Origin of the sequence: Ruegeria sp. Ofav3-42, assembly GCF_022347725.1 — a bacterium.
Classification (GTDB): domain Bacteria; phylum Pseudomonadota; class Alphaproteobacteria; order Rhodobacterales; family Rhodobacteraceae; genus Ruegeria.
This window is the reverse complement of sequence record NZ_JAKRGB010000016.1, coordinates 14,805-31,564: the sequence shown is the minus strand read 5'-3', so window position 1 is coordinate 31,564 and position 16,760 is coordinate 14,805. Positions and strand designations below refer to the sequence as shown.

The window sequence follows — 16,760 nt, the reverse complement described above, 5'->3', positions numbered from 1 at the left end:
ACATCATGACTTCTGACACCACGGCCCTCAGCTGGCATTTTGTCGTTGGTCGCACCCTTTTGGCCTTGTATTTCCTCGTTCCTGGCCTGATGAAATTCGCGGCCTTTGACATGCACATCGCCATGATGGAACATCACGGCGTCCCGATGGCCAAACCTCTTTTGGTACTCGCCGGAACGGCCGCGATCATTGGGGCGTTTCTGTTGATTGCAAACCGCCATGTGCGTCTGGTCGCCTTTGGCTTTGCTCTCTATATTCTGCTGGTCAATGTCATGCTGCATTAATTCTGGAATTTTGACGGCATTGAGGGCCAACACGAAATGCAGAACTTCATCAAGAACATGGGTATTCTAGCCGGCACCCTGATCCTGGCTGGGACCAGCGTAAAACATTCCCTGTTAATGTCCGACTTCGCAAAATCCGACAGCGCATTTCGCGGACCCATAATCACATACGTATCCAGAAGGACTATCCCATGCCACAAACACCCGAAACCAACCGCCGCATTGTTCTGAATCAGCGCCCCGTAGGTGAACCAGACAGCAATACGCTGCGCTTGGAAGCCGCAGAGATTCCAACTCCCGGTGCCGGAGAAATGCTGATACGCACCGCTTACCTGTCGCTTGATCCTTATATGCGTGGCCGCATGAATGACGCCAAATCCTACGCCGATCCGGTTGCGATTGGCGAAGTAATGACGGGTCAAGTGGTCGGAGAGGTGATAAAATCAAACCTCGATGGATATGAGCCAGGTGATTTTGTGCTGTCTGGCAGTGGCTGGCAGGACTATGCGATCTCGGACGGGACCGAAATTATCAATCTGGGCAAATCCCCGGAAAACCCGGCATGGGCTTTGGGCATTCTTGGCATGCCGGGCTACACTGCGTATGCGGGACTATTGAAAATCGGTGAACCAAAACCTGGTGAAACCGTTGTTGTCGCCTCGGCTTCTGGCCCGGTTGGTGCCACAGTGGGTCAGATCGCTAAAATCAAAGGCTGCCGCGTTGTTGGCATTGCTGGCGGCCCCGAGAAATGTGCCCATGTGGTTGAAAATCTTGGCTTTGACGCCTGTATAGACCACAAGGCGGATGATTTTGCCGCCCAATTGGCAACGTCTTGTCCGAATGGTATCGACGTCTATTTCGAAAACGTCGGCGGCAAAGTTCTGTACGGCGTGCTGCCGCTGCTGAACCCCTTTGCCCGGATGCCGATCTGCGGCATGATTGCGTGGTACAATCTGACCGGTTTGCCCGAAGGCCCGGATATGGGCCCTGCCATCCTTGGCACACTGCTGACTATGAAGGTGAAGGCGCAGGGCTTTATCATCTTCGACAGCTTCCCGATCGAGCTCTATCAGGAATTCAGCCGCGACATGACCGGCTGGATCATGGAAGGCAAGATCAAGTACCGCGAACATATGATCGAGGGACTTGAGGCCGCACCAGAAGCGCTAAACCAGCTGCTGAGAGGTGAAAACTTTGGCAAGATGGTAGTGAACGTCGGTGCCTGAGAACACAGGGCTCCAGCTGCATCCGAAGATTGGAGCCCTTTTAGCTTGCGACGGTGGCACTACCAAAAAATGAGGAAAGCGCAGATTCTTGAAATCTGTGGCTTGAGTCGATGGGGGTGCCCCCTAAAGGCGCAATCCCGCCCGAAACGTGGAAGGGGCGAACGCGGAATGTCGAGCCGATTGAGGCGCGGATTTTTTCAGATGCGAGACAGGTTTTCAGTGTCTGTTTGATAGTTGTTAGACCGCCAGCCCACTCATCAACGAAGCAGCCATGTCCGAAATCCAGGACCACATCTCAGGTGCCAGATCTAAAGAGACTGAACCACTACCGACTGGCGAAGGTAGGATCGGCGATGTGATTTTCGAGGTATTGCATGACGATTTCCTCGGTAATGGCTTCGTTGGTGGTCGAGAAATACCCCCTGCCCCAAAACCGACGCCCCCAATACACTAATGGCAGCAATCTTTAAAAAGTTCGGTCGCAATTCGCGCTATCTCGTGCATATGACTCAGAACGTCGGGCTCCAATCCTGGCCCCAGACCTCTTGCCACAGGAATGGGCGGGTTGAGTTGGATTTGACGCGGCCACCGTTCCACAGATCCCATTTCGGGTCAGAATAGGTGCCCCACTGCTTGTCGAGTCGGGCGCAAAGCTTGGCCACTATGGGGGCGTAGCCCGGATCGTCGGCCACATTCACGCGCTCGTCGGGGTCTGTTTCGAGATCATAGAGCACGTGGCCAAAGCCATAGGACGTTGGCTGGAACCTTCGCATGAAATTCCAGCGACGGGTCCGGATTGAGCGGGTTTCTTCCTGTTCCATGAACACTTCGTCCGCCCAATCGGCATCGGCACTTTCCAGCAGCGGGCGCATGGATCGTGCATGGCTGTCAGCCGGATCAACCGCGCCGGTTCCGGTATAGTCCAGCACCGTTGCAAAGATATCCGTTGTACCCACCAGATTGTCACAGACCACGCCTTGTCTGGGTGGTTTGGGCGGTTTGACGATCATCGGAATGTGGTTGGCCTCGCGGTGGGTGTTCGATGGCCAACTGTCTTCGCCATGACCCCAGAACCCATGTTCGCCCAAGGCCATACCGTGGTCCGAAGTATAAATGACCAACGTATCGTCACTCAGCCCGTGGGCGTCCAGCGCGTCCAGCACCTGTCCGACCCCTTCATCGACCATCGACATTTGCGAATAGTAATTGCGCAAGGTCGGCAGATCGTTCGGCATCCGAACCAGTCCTTCGAAATAGTCCGGTTCATCCTCGGGCAGCTTGTCGTGGCGGATCAGCATCCAGTCCACAAGTTGTTTGGCCACGGCCTCGCGCGGAACCGAGTTGAAGGGCGTATCCTTGTAGCGAGGACCATGGCGGTTGGTGGGCTCGCCCTCGATTGATGGCCAGAACCCGTATGGCGCAGGATAGGTCAGGAACATGAAGAAGGGCGTTTCGGGATCTTCGGCCCGTTCGGCCAAAGTATCGACCGCCCGTTGAGTGAAGAAGTCGACCGAATGACCGGGATGGGTGAAGTGTCTGCCATTGTCGATCATCTTGTTGTCATAGAATGACAGCACATGCCCGATCTGTAGCGTCACCCAATTGTCGAACCCGTTCTTGGGGGTATCCGCGATCCCAAGGTGGAACTTGCCCACAAGCGAGGTGTGGTAGCCGTTATCCTTCAGCCGTTCCGGCAGGGTATGGAACTCCTCCACCGCGTTCCAGTTCTCGGGCCATGTGTCGATCACCGCATCGTCCAGCCAGGTGTGAATGCCGTGCTGCGACGGCATCAGCCCGGTCAGGACCGAGGCGCGGCAAGGTGAGCACATGGCGTTGGGGCAAAACGCCTCGGAAAACCGAACGCCTTTCGTGGCGAGCCGGTCGAGGTTCGGAGTATGCACCTCAGCATTTCCGGCGCAGCCCATCATCTTGGCGGGCTGGTTGTCCACGAAGATCAGCAGGACATTGGGCTTTTTGCTCATCGGTAAGTCTTTCCACCAGTCAGGCCGCGTTCGGCGGCAAAGAGGTCACGGGTGTCTGTGCCGCTTAGGTTACGTGTAATCGCACCCGAACGCTGGCAGGTTTGCCAATCGGCATCGACCATCAGCGGCGCGGGGTCTGCGGCGGGCAGGCTTGTGCCCCGGATCAGATCTGCCGCCCGCTCTGCCAGCATCAGCGTGGGCACGTTGAGATCCCCGGCCGTAGCCTGCGGCATGAGAGAGGCATCCACGACGCGTAACCCCTCCATCCCGTGCACCCGCATGGTTTTGGGGTCGACAACGGCCTGAGCGTCCTCGCCCATCCGACATGTGCCGCAGGGGTGATAGGCGCTTTCGACCTTGTCCTTGATGAACTGATCGATTTGTTCATCACTGGTACAATCCGGCCCCGGGGCAAGTTCGCGTCCGGCAAATTCGGCCATGGCGGGGTGCCGGAAAATCTCGCGCGTTAGCCGAACGCAGGCGCGCATTTCCAGCCAGTCATCCTCGTGACTCATATAGTTGAACCGAACGCGCGGGGCGTTGCGGGGGTCCGCAGCGTCAAGCCGCACCCGGCCGCGGCTCTTTGATCGTTTCGTTCCCACGTGAACCTGAAACCCGTGGCCTTTGGCCAGGGATTTGCCATCATAGGAGATTGCCAAAGGCAGGAAGTGGAACTGAATGTCAGGATAGCTGACCCCAGCGCGGCTGCGGATATGTGCGCCGGCCTCAAAATGATTGGTGGCCCCCAGACCATCCCGGCGCAGCAGCCAACGCAGGCCTATCCGTGCTTTGCCCAAAAGGCTCATATGCGGATAGAGCGACACCGGCTGGGTGCATTCCTGCTGCACGTAAAGTTCCAGATGATCCATCAGATTGCCGCCGACGCCGGGCAAATCATGGATCACCTCAATTCCGGCCTTGCGCAATTCATCGCCGGGGCCGATGCCGGACCGTTGCAGGACAACTGGCGACATAATCGAACCGGCGGACAGGATCACCTCGGCGGCATGTGCCTGCACCAGCTTGCCCTTATGCTCATATTCGACCCCAATCGCCTTGCGGCCATCGGTCAGGATGCGTGTGGTGTGGGCATGGGTCACGACCCGGACATTGCCGCGTGCAATGGCCGGGCGCAGATAGGCCACGGCGGCGCCACACCGCTCGCCGTCCTTGACGTTCATCTCCATGGGGCCAAAGCCTTCGTGCTGGAGATCGTTCATATTCGCGCTGCGGGCGTATCCGGCTTGGGTGCCAGCCTCGATGAAGGCGTGGTAGAGCGGGTTGGTCTCAGCCCCGCGTGTCACATGAATGGGTCCGCAGCGACCCCGAAACGCCCCTGCATCCGAGGCGGTTTCCAGCCGCTGGAAATAGGGCAGCACATTGGCCCAGTCCCAGCCCGTCGCCCCGTGATCGGCCCACAGCTCATAATCCATCGGGTTACCGCGCACATAGCACATGCCGTTGATCGAACTGGACCCGCCAAGCCCCTTGCCGCGCGGCAGGTTCATTACACGCCCGTCCAGATGCGGCTCGGGTTCGGTCACGAAACCCCAATTGAACCGTCGCGTGTTCATCGGAATGGACAAGGCCGATGGCATCCGCACAATTGTTGCCCGGTCGTCGCCTCCGGCCTCGATCACCAGAATTCGCTTGCTGGCGTCCTCGCCCAGCCGAAAGGCCAAAACGCAGCCCGCCGATCCCGCACCAACGATGATGTAATCGTAGCGTTCCATCCGGTTCAGCGGATCATCGCCATGAATTTGACTACGGTTTCAGGTTGCTTCCAGGTGCCGGTAAATCCCTTTGGCAGCAGGAACGCCTGACCCGGGCCAAAGCTGTCCGAGGTCCCGTCAGAGTAAATCAGTTCGACCGTGCCGCTGATCATGTACATGAACTCATCGTATTCGTAATCGACGATCTCATCCGTGTAGGGCTCGCATTTCCACGTCCCCACCCGCACCTCGTCCGAGGCGCGGTCGATCACGAGGTTTTCCCATTCTGTAGGAGACGCAATCTCGGGTGCGCTCATCACCATTTGGCGCGGGTCAGCCATCAGGGCATGAGCATTGGCATCGGTCAGGTTTACGGCGCGGATCATAGGGGCCTCCGGTTGGTCGGTTTTCATTTGGCTAGCATTCACTGAACCGCCGTTCAATATAAATTTGAACGGCGGTTCAGTGAATACGCTGGCGCTTGCCGCGACCGAAAGCTAACAATGCCTAAAGTCAGGAGACAGAAACCATGTCGCGTGCGTCGGACACGGAAATCCGCAAAGCCCAAATCATTGACGCCGCGATGGACGAGTTGAGCGAGCGCGGGTTTTGCGCGCTCAAGATTCGCGATGTGGCGCGTCGCGCAGATGTCTCAGCCGGGCTGGTATGCCATCACTTTGAAACCAAGCACGGGCTGTTGCTGGCGGTGATGCGCCACGCGGTGACGACATTTGGAAAGCAGCTAAACCGAATTTCCGCGCAGGATATGCCCGCGCGGGACAAAGTGTTGGCGCTGGTACGCATGGCTCTGGCACCGGAGCAATCGAACAAACGCCTGTCATCGGTCTGGTTGACGCTTTATTATCTGGCCGGATCGAACGAGGACTATCATGCAGAGCTGTTGAGGTATCAGCAGCAAAATCTGGATGTTACACTGTCGGCTGTTTCGTCCCTGTTTTCCGCTGATGAGGCCGCACATACATCACGCCTGATCGTGGCTTTGATCGACGGCATCTGGCTGCAACACGCGGCACGCGCCGAACCCGTCGATCTGACAGCCGCACAAAATCTGGCAGTCAGCCTGACGGAACACGCGTTGTCCGTTCAGCGCGTGGACACGGGCCGAACCCACCCGAACCAATAGATTTCTGCCTCTTTTGCATCACGAGCGTCTGTCACAACTGAAAATGAGCTCTGCACATCCGGTAAGGCAGCGACTTTGACCTTCACAAATCAATCTCGGCGGTACGGTTCCGTTGCAAAGATTTGACCATTGACGCTGGTAGAGTTAGCGCGTGAATGACCACCGGTCATATCAAGTCGAAAGCCAGCTCATGATCTCTTTCAAAGGCGCGCAATATCCGGAGACCGTAATCCTGTTCGCGGTTTTCTTTTATGTTCGATACGGCGTTTCATATCGCGATCTGGAAGAAATTATGGGAGAGCGAGGTGTTTCCGTGGATCACACCACGCTGAATCGTTGGGTAACGCGATACTCAAGCGCCATTGCAGAAGCCGCGCGCAGACGCAAAGGACCATGCGACCGCTCCTGGAGAATGGACGAGACATATATCAAAGTGAAGGGCACGTGGGTCTATCTCTACCGCGCCGTCGACAAACACGGAAAAACACTTGATTTCATGCTGTCTGCGCGGCGCAACAAACCAGCTGCTACGAAGTTCTTTGCCCGGATGCTGGAGGTCAACGGCCTTCCGCGAAAGATTGTCATCGACAAAAGCGGTGCGAACACCGCTGGCATCAAGGCCATCAACAAGATGTTAAAGGGGTTTGGCTGCCCGATACCGATCGAGATGGTCAGGCGCAAATACCTCAATAATATTGTGGAACAAGATCACAGGTTCATCAAAAGGCGAACCCGTCCGATGTTGGGGTTCAAAGCCTTCGCTTCAGCAGCGGCAACGTTGGACGGAATTGAAGTGGCGCACATGATCCGCAAGGGTCAAATCACGCCCGGACTCTGTCCATTTCGCCAGTTCGCGGAACTCGCCTTTTAAACCCGCCACCACAGCGCGTTCTTGTTATCCAACCAAAACTTCGCAACAGAACCCAGCTGTGCTCAAGGCAAAGCGATGGTAAGCCCAAACCGCATAAGCAATGACCTCACGTGGAAAGCGAAAACCCCTCAGGCGCGGAATAATCGTTGGGATGTTCATTAGCGCCACATATCTGGATCACTCAACCTGAACAACTTGGCAATACCGTCTCGAAGAACGTAAGCAGTTTCGCGCGTTTGACCTTCTTATTGAAAATCTTGCGGCCGGTAGCCGAAATCCCGTGAACCTGGAAAACGTCCTTGGCCAGATCCAGTCCAACTGTTCTAATTGTCATTGGGTGGCTCCTTTCCTAGCAGTCCAAGACAACTGCAGTATGGCGCATTGCGACGCCGGTGGAGCAGGAGCCACCCACTCCATCCGGTAAGGGCTCGTCTTACCCGTCTATGCTCGCCGCGGAGAACGGCAGCTGCGAGCCCTTATTGTTAAATGCTGCACGCTCAACCAATGACCGCTAGAGACTGAGATAGGTTCGACCGGATCAGCCAAAGGCTCACCAACAACCGGTGCTGATGAACAACCTTTACGTGGCGTTGACGAGAATACTTCGGGTGAAGCAGCCCGGTTACATATGAACCACTGTCGAGCCATTATTATGCCAAGGTTTTCGGCGATTGCGAGCGCGGTTTATGAGGATGTGTTGATGACGGCCAACCGAAAGAAACGAATTCGCAGGAGTTTAATCTGGTTTCTGGTATTGCTCGCGGTTGTGATCGCGTTGGTCATTGCTCTCTCGACACCGGGCTCTGCCGAAATGCTCTATTTCGGCACTGTCGGGCTGATCCTTCCGATCCTGTGGCTTTTGCTTTTCGTGTTGGCGGTTATGGGGCTGCGACTGGTAATCCTCGTCTCTCCACGCGCCGGTGGGGCGATCGTCGTAGTCGCCGCGATCATCGTTACAGTCTATTTCGCTGCACCCGGGATTAGAACCAAATACCTTGTTGCCAAGCACGTTGCGCAACTCGAGCAGATTGAGCCCAAACCGATCGACTCCACAGGCATTTCCGGTATCGAAATGAATTGGCTCAGCTCTCGTCCCATCCCCTATGTGGAGAACACAATCGAACTTTTGGAAAGCAACAAGTGTAACGTCTATTGTTTCGACCTTTTACGCTCCGGCGGGGCCGAATGGGTCCGGTTGATTGCGCCGGTAGGTCCCAACCCGCTTGGGTTGGACGAGACACCCAACCGGATTGTTTTCGCTTGGGGCGAAACTGCAGAGTGTCGCAAGTTCCATCCAACCTATCCCACTGGCGAGGGCTGCCTCATCATTCGCCGCGATACTGGCGCGAACGCCGACCTCGTGGTGTCGCAACGTGTCGAGGAGAATCCAATTAGCAGTAGCGCCAACAGTCGTTTGTCCAATTTCGGCCGAACCCACTTGCGTGTGACCGACGCATATGACGCCTCGGGAATGCTACTGTTCCGGCGTCAACAAATCATCTACCGGCCTAAGAATTCGCACCTCCCACCAATGGGGTTGGGCAACGAGCGGTTTCGCAACGCCATTGCACCGGCGATTGATATCAACACCGACCTTTCATCGCTGGGATTTTCCATGTCGGGATCTTCAGGTTTCTCGTGGCCGTTGACGGCACCCAATGATACGCTAAAACGCGCTGGCTACCTTGTGTTGGTACGCAGCATGCTTGACGCTCACGAGGGTCCATTCGGTGTTGGTGAAAAAAACCAATTTGAGCTAAATATTGTTGCAGACTGGACATCGTTTATCGATCACGCCGGGATAGAATTTGAGGTGGAAAACGCCACACTATGTCGGATTCTTGCCGAGCCAACCGCCGCTAAAAACTCGAGGTTTTTCCCCTCGGCAACAAGACCAGATGAACAACCTTGCCCTATTACGGATTAGAATGCCGAGACTTGGTAGGAGACGTAACCAACTTGGCCGATAAGAGCCTGCCGGTGACTGTTGAGAACGAGGTCATCTCCTTGTTACATGCCAGTCAGTTGTCCACCAACAACACAATCTACAATTCTGCCGTCGCCTCTTGGGGTTGTAGTCTGTCAGCATGTCTCCCACTTTTTTCATCCAACTGAACGACTACCGGCGACAGTCGTAAATCTTCAGTTGCGGTGATCATGTTACACAGTGTGCTCGCTTCCAAAAAGGAACGTGCGACTGTAAAAAGCCGCCGTTAGAGCAGAGGCAGCAAAGGCCCGCTCTGTCCCGCTCACCTGTCTTTGCCACCTGACGATGGACGTCCGGAATCTGCGGTTCGCGACTTGCTGCACTCGCGACAGACCGATGCGTGATCAAAGGCGGCTTTGGGCTCGGTTCGACCAATTCGGGATTGTCGCAGAGAACGGCCGCTGCGAGCCCTCTTTGACTGATGCTGCACTTTGAACGAATGTCAGCTATCTTAGGTCTGGCCAAAAACGTGACAAAATCAAACTAGGTTCTGCCAATGGTTTGTGTCGGAAGAATTTTCATTGGTTTTGGTGACTAGGCGGCTCGTGACAAAAGCGACCGTTTTTGGAGCATAGGTTCTGTCAGGGGTTTATGTCCGATGTGCGGAAACAGCCGATGTTCCGGAATCGTGCCGTTCCCAACGTTACGTCTATGTCCTTGAAAACCTTACAAGCACGAATCGATATGCTAACTTGTCCACGCATCATTTCATTGAACACTCAAAGGGCTCTACGCCATGGTCGACACATCAGAAGAACAATATTTCCTAGCTGACGAAGACATTGAGTTGGAGGATGGCCGCAAGCTTTCCTTGATTTCATCAGTTTACATGCCTTTAGCTCTTGAGGAAAGAACAACGTTTAGGGTGCGAACGGACTTAGATGATCACACCGATGTCGATAGCGATTTGAGTTTTAACAGTGTCTGGGAGGTATCTGGTAGTATTTCGAACCCAATTGAAGTTGGATTCGTTCTTTATGAAGCTGGTCGATTTGGAGCTTGTTTTGCAGCACGTTCTGGCCTTTTCACAATCCGGAAAGCCGTCAAAACCTATGATCTATGGAAGGAGATGCATCCGGATTCATCCGCTCAAGAAGCCTTAACCGCGACAGTCGAAGGGATGGCTAATGATAAAGACGAGTTTCGCCATGAGTTCAAGGTTGCGGCGATTTCATGTGCTACATATGGGATATTCGGTAATCGCAAAGAGGATTAGATCGTAACACAACTAATCTGAACCGCAGGATGTGCCAAAACTCAACCGTTTCTTTCACCGGCGGAAACGACCATTTTTGACCAAAAGGTTCTAGCACTAGGTTTCTGGCCATACTCAGCAAGCAAGTCGACATATCACTGTTCCTTCTCCACTCTATAGCAAGGATTGTCGAATGGGCGTATTTGAGATGAAGAACTTTTGGGGAATTGTGTTAGCACTTTGGGTGGTCAGACCAGTTCAGGCAGAGACAGCATTTGAAGATCGACACTTGCTAGAACAGGTGGATTTGACGCTAGCCGTTCTGTCCGGCGTCGTCGCATTAGTTGTGGCGTTGATCGGTGTTCCTGTAGCGTGGATGAACATCCGAAAGACCAGGGCAACAATCAACAAGACCGAACTAGAGGCGCAAAAACTTAGAAGCGAACTTCAGTCCTTTGGAACGACCGATGCTTCCGCAAGCGAGGATGGTACGCGCATCGAAATCGTGGGTGACAGAAATGTCATCAGTGTTGTCACTGACCCAAGGCTAAGTGGTCCGCTCCTGATTGTTGTCGACTTCGTCGTTGCATGGATCATCCTAACGTTGCTGAACTACGCCCTGCGCGTTCTGCCTCTACACTTGGGCATACTTCAATCAGTACTGGTGGGAGGCGTCGCGGCGTTCTTGTTAATACCGATCCTACAAGATGCTAGGAAAGCGTCAAAATGGCTGCGCGAGACAGTGGAAAAAGATGAGAACGGAGCTTCCACCAAGATCGACTAAGGAGAGCATCCATACGTTTCTGTAACAGACGATATCCGCTGTTTTGGCCGTAGGTTTTCGCGACAGCGGCCATTGGCGCAATCGCGGCGAAAGCTTGTTTTGACCCGCAGTGTTCGTTTTCATCACCTTGAGAAACATGGTCTGCAATACGATCGAAAGCTGCCGAATGCATCCGCAGCGCCTACGCTGAGCTGCAATGGCCGCAAGGGGCTCTTACCGCCGGTCGAGGCGCCCCGCAGAGAAAGACCGCTGAGAGCCCAAAGATACAGCGGCTATAGGCCGTTTTTTTGAGCTTTGGTTAGATCTCGCGCGTGCTTTCAATCATCCACTCAAGATATTCACCGTTGGCTTGGTCAACATCAATCGAGAGAATACTGGGCGTCTCATAAGGGTGCATCCTGCGGATCGCTTCAACGACTACGCCAAAAAGGTCCTTTCGGGTCTTCAGCAGAAGTGGGACCTCCCGCGCGGTTACGATTTTTCCCTTCCAGAGATATTTACTGCTAGTCGCAGTGTAGCGGTTCGATGAGGAAATCAAACGCTCTTCAAGAAGCCTGTCCGCGATCTGGTCAGCAACTTTCTCGGATGGGTAGTTGGCCCAAATTTTGACTATCATCTGCAATCTCACAAACGCTAAACTTGGGTTCTTAGTCTAACACGGGACCATTCCGACGCCATTGTTACTCCTACAACGTATCGCCACCTGGTCGTGCCGTTTCTGCAGCGGTTCGCGGCCGAAGTCGCGATTGGTATTGCAGATCTTTGCGGCGAAGGCTCCTTCAAGTTCATCAATCCATCGTACCCGCGATTGCGGTCGAGCCCACGCGTGAACTCTGAAGCGAGATCGTCGTGAGGCTTGGCTTTGGGCCGCTTGCGTGACGCCTTAGATGATCCACTCTTTGTGCGCGCCGACTCACGCAGCACAAAATCTCACGCTGAATCCGGGCTAGTGCAGCACGGCTATTTTGCGGCCACAGCAGGTTTCGCCAGAGTGGCCGTTCACGCCGCGCGCTATTCTATTGCCACCTGAGCGCCTGTTCTCACAGAGAAAGCGTGCACTTGGTTGAGTAAGCCGCCATTGGCACAGACGCAGCAAAAGAGCGCTTCGTCAGCTTTCTTCGTTGTCGAAGGCGTCGCGTCCATACTGGGTGCGTATATCAAACATCAGTTTGTGGACGTCTTCGTCAATATAGGCGTCGAACCAAGTACGGATGCCGAGTTGGGTGAGGCGTCTTTGGTGCTGAAAATCTAACTCAAAACTAAAGCACTGGAGGTTGTAACTCACCAAAACGATGCGGACATCGTAGTCTCCAGTCAAGCTTTGTAACGCCAGCTCACGGGTGCGAAGGCGTCGCAAAATGGCGTCCACATGGGTGTTCAGGTCTTCGGTCTCCAGAACCCCGCTGTTCAGTTTCCAGTTCGTGAACCACCTTTTCTTGTGCGGCCCTTTCGTCTGCCAATCATCACCCTCAGACCATTCCTCATCAGGTTCGATGCCAAGAGCGTTTGTGATCTGATTGGACGGGCCTTTGCCTTGAATTCCAAGGTAGGCATATTGTCGATAGGTTTGTGGTTCCAATGGCATGAGCGTCAGATACTTCTAAATTGGTAAGTTGATTGTCCCTGCCTATAGCACTTAGCAGACATTCAAACATCACGCAGCATCGGTTCCTCTGGGCTCACTGCCGCCTTCCTCTGCGACATGGCCCAACTGGCCGAATGAGCCCTTACCGGATGGAGTGGGTGGCTCCTGCTCCACCGGCGTCGCAATGCGCCATACTGCAGTTGTCTTGGACTGCTAGGAAAGGAGCCACCCAATGACAGTTAGAACAGTTGGACTGGATCTGGCCAAGGACGTTTTCCAGGTTCACGGGATTTCGGCTACCGGCCGCAAGATTTTCAATAAGAATGTCAAACGCGCGAAACTGCTTACGTTCTTCGAGACTCTTCCACGCTGTGTTGTCGGCATGGAAGCCTGCGGCTCCGCCCACTATTGGGGCCGTGAGCTCAGCAGGTTGGGCCATGATGTGCGCCTGATGCCAGCGGCCTATGTCAAACCCTATGTAAAGCGCGGCAAGACCGACGCCGCTGATGCCGAGGCAATCTGCGAGGCCGTCCGTCGGCCAAGTTTAAGCTGGTCCGCGCTAGCGGATTGAACGATCCTGGGGATCGTTCAAAGGCGCAGAACGCGGTTCGTCGAAGTGAAATCCGAAGACCAGCAAGCAATCCTGGCGCTGCACCGCACGCGGAATCTCGCGGTCCGGCAGCGCACGCAGCTGGCGAATATGATCCGAAGTCTACTGCGCGAATTCGGCCATGTATTGCGGAGCGGGATCGAGGCTGTGATCGCCTTCGCCAAACACCACCTTGAAGGGGAACGACCCGATATGCCGGATCTGGCAAGCGGCATTCTCGGCACGGTCTGCTACCAGTTTCTTGGCGTTCACGAGCGCGTTGAAGGTTATTCGAAGATGATCGAAAAATACGCGCAACTTGATGCCAATGCCCGGCGCCTGATGCGCATGCCTGGGGTCGGCCCGATTACCGCCTCCGCCATCGTGGCGACCATCGGAGATGCTAAGCAATTTCGGACTGGGCGCGATCTTGCGGCGTGGCTAGGCCTGACACCACTTAACAAGTCCAGTGGTGGAAAGGAAAAGCTCGGCAAGACCACCAAGAAGGGCGACCGTTACATCCGAAAGCTCCTGATCACCGGCATGACGTCCCGTGCGCTGATGGGCAGGAAGCATCCGGAGCGCATAGATATCTGGAGCGCCAGAATCCTCAGTGAGAAACCGTTTCGGTTGGCGAAGGTCGCGATGGCCAACAGGAGCGCCCGGATCATCTGGGCGATACTGACGAGGCAGCAGGAATACCGGCAGCCGGTCGCCTGATCGGATCGACCTGCCAGAAATGCAAGACGTTTGGTGTGATGATGCGGACTTAAGTCAACCAAAAGTCAGGGCACTCCGACCAATGTCGCGGCCCCAATCGAGGTCGTTTAGCCGATAGGAACCTTCCTTGCGAAACTCATCAAGGCCAGCAGCCAACAACTGGCTGCGCGAACAGGCCGAACACACGACGGTACTGACGGACCGCCGCATTCACTGCAGAAAACACTTGCAATGCAGGCGCCACCCACACACGACATTGAGCGCTATGTTCGAATGCTGCGTTTGCGCCCGCATTGCTGCCGTTCGCTGCGAACGCAAAATCTCAGGTTCGCCGAACTCACAGATCGCGCAACAAAGCGGGTTGTAGCAGTTAATTTGCAATCATTTGAAGTGTAGTGCATCGCAACAATACGTGGCCCTGTTTAATCATATGATTGCATTTGGACTGCCTACTGGAGCAGATGGCCACCTTCCAATACCTCTAAAAACCGAATTTTTCGAACAAGTGAGGGCATGCTATTCTTGCGGTGTTTTTTTAGAGTTTGGGGGCCACCATGGTGAGTTCAACCAGGCGAGATTTCTTCAAAACGGCAGCTGCTGCAGGTTTGGGCGGAGCTGCTGCCACCCACGTATCGGCGGCAGAGTATCCGTCCGGTCCGTTTTGAAGCAATGTTCCTGATCCGGAGCTTTCCAAGCAAGAACTCCCAAACTTCAGTTTTGAATTGGATAAGTCCAAAGGGCGCGAGGACGGCGGCAGTTTTGGCAAGAAAGCCACGGTAAAGCAACTGCCAGTTTCTACCGGAATTGCGGGTATTTCGATGAAACTTGAGCCCGGCGTAGCCCGTGAATTGCATTGGCATGCGACAGCAGCGGAATGGGCGTATGTTATCGAAGGTCGCTGCCGGACCACTGTCTTAAATCCGGCAGGAAAGTCCGAGACCAATGGCTTCGAACCGGGTGATGTGTGTTACTTTCCAAGGGGTTACTGGCATTCTATACAATGCTTGGGCGACCAACCCAGCCACTTCATCCTGATTTTCGACAATGGGTATTTTTCCGAGTTTGGTACGTTCAGCATAACCGACTGGATAGGCCACGCACCAAAGGATCTGCTTTCAAAGAGCTTGGGACTACCCGCGACAGCGTTTGACACTTTTCCCAAAAGCGAGGTGTATTTCGTACATGGTGACTCGCCCCCGGAAACACCGGCAATGCCACATCAGGGGCATCTTGAGACACCGCCGAAGACGCATCACTACAAGCTGCTTGATCAAGGGCCAACCTCTTCATTTGCTGGTGGCCGCGAGTGGCTGGTCAGCCAGGCGGAATTTCCTATTTCGAAGACTATCACTGGTGTCGTGCTGGAGCTGGGACCAAACGGTATGCGAGGGTTTCACTGGCACCCGGACGCCGACGAGTGGCAGTATGTGATGAGCGACGATATCAGTATTGCCCTGTTTGGCGCAAATGGTCGTTTCGCCGTAGAAACACTGAACAAAGGCGATGTGGGATATATCCCTCAGGGCTACGGTCACTCGATTGAAAATGTTGGGGATGAGGTGGCTCGTATCCTGATCGCTTTCAACTCCGGCGAATATCTGGCCATTGACGTCTCTGAATGGATCGCAGGCAACCCCAATTACCTGCTGGCTGCGCATTTCATTCAGAAGCTGGACGTGATCGAAAAGTTCCCGAAACGGGATGTTTTCATTGCTCCGAACTGACCGGGTGATGTTGAACGGAGCGAATTTTTCAAGGCTTGAACTTGCCGATAATCAACGCGGCTACGATCAGTACTAGTGCGAAAATGTCATTTGCCTGCAACCGTTCGCCCAAAAAGGCAATGCCGATGAATACGCCGACAAGGGTAATCAGATATCCGGTGAGTGCAGTAAAGGTCGGACCGGTTCGCCCCACCATGGTGATGAATAGAACATAGGCGATACCACCGCAAAAAACCCCCAGTCCCAACAAGGCGGTAGTGCTTTGCCAGCTTGGCCGCAGATTCCACTGTGTGTTCAACGCCAACACAAGGATTATGAGCACGGCTGACGCAATCATGAAGACGTTTCGCATCGCCAAAACCGGGGGAATATTTGACAGATGCTTCATCATAATCAGGCTCAACGAGAAGCTCAGTGCGCCGCCAAGAATTGCCAATTCGCCAATGATATTGTGCAGCCAACTGCCCTTTATACCCGGAACGATCAACACAAGAATCCCGACAAAGCCGACGATGACGCTGAGGGCTGCAATCAGGCTCCAGTGCTCGTCTTTCACAAAAAACGGGGCCAGGATAAGCGTAAAGATCGGTACGGTTGCCAGCAGGATCGCGGCAATACTACTGTCGACATGCTGCTGCCCCCAAGGGATCAGAAAGCAAGGCAATATCGCTTCGGCAACCGCGATTGCACAATACAATGTCCATGGATGCCGATCGGGTTTCGTCAAAGTGCGCGGTGAACGATCGTACATCACAGCGGCAATGAGCGTGAGTGTAACAAAACCAATCAGCACCCGCCCGGTGGCGACAATCAACGGCGTAAAGCTGTGGATTGCCAGTTCGTTCAGGACAAACTGCGACCCCCAAATCAGGCTGATCCCAACCAGCAGCAGATAGTCGAGTGCAACCGGCCTGTTCATGACAATCCCTTTTTTGGGTCAACCGGGTCACCGCTCGA

General features: G+C 54.5%; 16 protein-coding genes and 3 pseudogenes. 10 read left to right on the top strand and 9 right to left on the bottom strand.

Annotated elements, in window-relative coordinates; all coding sequences use genetic code 11:
* Positions 1 to 5 precede the first annotated feature (5 nt).
* Both MHN28_RS19720 and MHN28_RS19715 read left to right on the top strand, forming a co-directional pair.
* Positions 6 to 284: a DoxX family protein gene (locus MHN28_RS19720; RefSeq protein WP_239344288.1), complete on the top strand. Its 279-nt coding sequence runs from the start codon at positions 6 to 8 to the stop codon at positions 282 to 284.
* Between the two features lie 191 nt (positions 285 to 475).
* Positions 476 to 1,510: an NADP-dependent oxidoreductase gene (locus MHN28_RS19715; RefSeq protein ID WP_239344287.1), complete on the top strand. Its 1,035-nt coding sequence runs from the start codon at positions 476 to 478 to the stop codon at positions 1,508 to 1,510.
* Between the two features lie 325 nt (positions 1,511 to 1,835).
* Here the strand turns inward: MHN28_RS19715 and MHN28_RS19710 are convergent, their stop codons facing one another.
* From MHN28_RS19710 to MHN28_RS19695, 4 genes are read right to left on the bottom strand one after another with little or no spacing between them, the layout of a single operon-like run.
* Entirely contained in the window at positions 1,836 to 1,961 is a 126-nt protein-coding gene (locus MHN28_RS19710) for a transposase (protein WP_239344286.1), read from the bottom strand.
* A gap of 58 nt (positions 1,962 to 2,019) precedes the next feature.
* Positions 2,020 to 3,492: a sulfatase-like hydrolase/transferase gene (locus MHN28_RS19705; RefSeq protein WP_239344285.1), complete on the bottom strand. Its 1,473-nt coding sequence runs from the start codon at positions 3,490 to 3,492 to the stop codon at positions 2,020 to 2,022.
* The gene (betA, locus tag MHN28_RS19700; protein WP_239344284.1) at positions 3,489 to 5,225 is read right to left on the bottom strand and encodes a choline dehydrogenase; all 1,737 of its coding nucleotides are present in this window, start codon (positions 5,223 to 5,225) and stop codon (positions 3,489 to 3,491) included. The genes MHN28_RS19705 and betA overlap by 4 nt, the downstream gene beginning before the upstream one ends.
* Before the next feature lie 5 nt (positions 5,226 to 5,230).
* Positions 5,231 to 5,590 carry a cupin domain-containing protein gene (locus MHN28_RS19695; RefSeq protein ID WP_239344283.1) on the bottom strand — a complete coding sequence of 120 codons (360 nt, stop codon included), beginning with the start codon at positions 5,588 to 5,590 and terminating at the stop codon, positions 5,231 to 5,233.
* A gap of 143 nt (positions 5,591 to 5,733) precedes the next feature.
* On the opposite strand from MHN28_RS19695, the gene MHN28_RS19690 reads away from it, so the two are divergent.
* Complete coding sequence (locus tag MHN28_RS19690) at positions 5,734 to 6,348, top strand: TetR family transcriptional regulator (RefSeq protein ID WP_239344282.1); 615 nt, start codon at positions 5,734 to 5,736, stop codon at positions 6,346 to 6,348.
* 190 nt (positions 6,349 to 6,538) lie between these two features.
* Positions 6,539 to 7,219 carry an IS6 family transposase gene (locus tag MHN28_RS19685; RefSeq protein ID WP_239344281.1) on the top strand — a complete coding sequence of 227 codons (681 nt, stop codon included), beginning with the start codon at positions 6,539 to 6,541 and terminating at the stop codon, positions 7,217 to 7,219.
* Between the two features lie 54 nt (positions 7,220 to 7,273).
* On the opposite strand, the pseudogene MHN28_RS19680 reads toward MHN28_RS19685, so the two are convergent.
* Together MHN28_RS19680 and MHN28_RS19675 are read right to left on the bottom strand one after the other, a co-directional pair.
* Positions 7,274 to 7,378, bottom strand: a pseudogene (locus tag MHN28_RS19680) (IS6 family transposase); the annotation flags it as partial.
* Positions 7,379 to 7,400: 22 nt separating this feature from the next.
* The gene (locus tag MHN28_RS19675) at positions 7,401 to 7,553 is read right to left on the bottom strand and encodes a hypothetical protein (RefSeq protein ID WP_239344280.1); all 153 of its coding nucleotides are present in this window, start codon (positions 7,551 to 7,553) and stop codon (positions 7,401 to 7,403) included.
* A gap of 366 nt (positions 7,554 to 7,919) precedes the next feature.
* Here MHN28_RS19675 and MHN28_RS19670 point away from each other — a divergent pair, with 366 nt between their 5' ends.
* The 3 genes from MHN28_RS19670 (at position 7,920) to MHN28_RS19660 (ending at position 11,185) form a co-directional block, all read left to right on the top strand.
* A complete protein-coding gene (locus MHN28_RS19670; protein ID WP_239344279.1) occupies positions 7,920 to 9,146 on the top strand; it encodes a hypothetical protein in 1,227 nt (408 codons plus the stop codon).
* Positions 9,147 to 9,942: 796 nt separating this feature from the next.
* Positions 9,943 to 10,422 (top strand): hypothetical protein, encoded by a 480-nt coding sequence (locus MHN28_RS19665; RefSeq protein WP_239344278.1) that lies wholly within the window; start codon positions 9,943 to 9,945, stop codon positions 10,420 to 10,422.
* 172 nt (positions 10,423 to 10,594) lie between these two features.
* Positions 10,595 to 11,185: a hypothetical protein gene (locus MHN28_RS19660; protein ID WP_239344277.1), complete on the top strand. Its 591-nt coding sequence runs from the start codon at positions 10,595 to 10,597 to the stop codon at positions 11,183 to 11,185.
* Between the two features lie 298 nt (positions 11,186 to 11,483).
* On the opposite strand, the gene cutA is transcribed toward MHN28_RS19660, so the two are convergent.
* Complete coding sequence (gene cutA, locus MHN28_RS19655; protein WP_239344276.1) at positions 11,484 to 11,801, bottom strand: divalent-cation tolerance protein CutA; 318 nt, start codon at positions 11,799 to 11,801, stop codon at positions 11,484 to 11,486.
* 492 nt (positions 11,802 to 12,293) lie between these two features.
* Positions 12,294 to 12,770, bottom strand: a complete 477-nt coding sequence (locus MHN28_RS19650) for a DUF4279 domain-containing protein (protein WP_239344275.1) — start codon at positions 12,768 to 12,770, stop codon at positions 12,294 to 12,296.
* 232 nt (positions 12,771 to 13,002) lie between these two features.
* On the opposite strand from MHN28_RS19650, the pseudogene MHN28_RS19645 reads away from it, so the two are divergent.
* The 3 genes and pseudogenes from MHN28_RS19645 to MHN28_RS19640 form a co-directional block, all read left to right on the top strand.
* A pseudogene (locus MHN28_RS19645) lies at positions 13,003 to 14,079 on the top strand (IS110 family transposase).
* Between the two features lie 554 nt (positions 14,080 to 14,633).
* Positions 14,634 to 14,744 (top strand): twin-arginine translocation signal domain-containing protein, encoded by a 111-nt coding sequence (locus MHN28_RS25105; RefSeq protein ID WP_370645762.1) that lies wholly within the window; start codon positions 14,634 to 14,636, stop codon positions 14,742 to 14,744.
* A 33-nt stretch (positions 14,745 to 14,777) separates the two neighbouring features.
* A pseudogene (locus MHN28_RS19640) lies at positions 14,778 to 15,803 on the top strand (cupin domain-containing protein); the annotation flags it as partial.
* Positions 15,804 to 15,831: 28 nt separating this feature from the next.
* On the opposite strand, the gene MHN28_RS19635 reads toward MHN28_RS19640, so the two are convergent.
* Positions 15,832 to 16,722, bottom strand: a complete 891-nt coding sequence (locus MHN28_RS19635) for a DMT family transporter (RefSeq protein WP_239344273.1) — start codon at positions 16,720 to 16,722, stop codon at positions 15,832 to 15,834.
* Between the last annotated feature and the right edge of the window lie 38 nt (positions 16,723 to 16,760).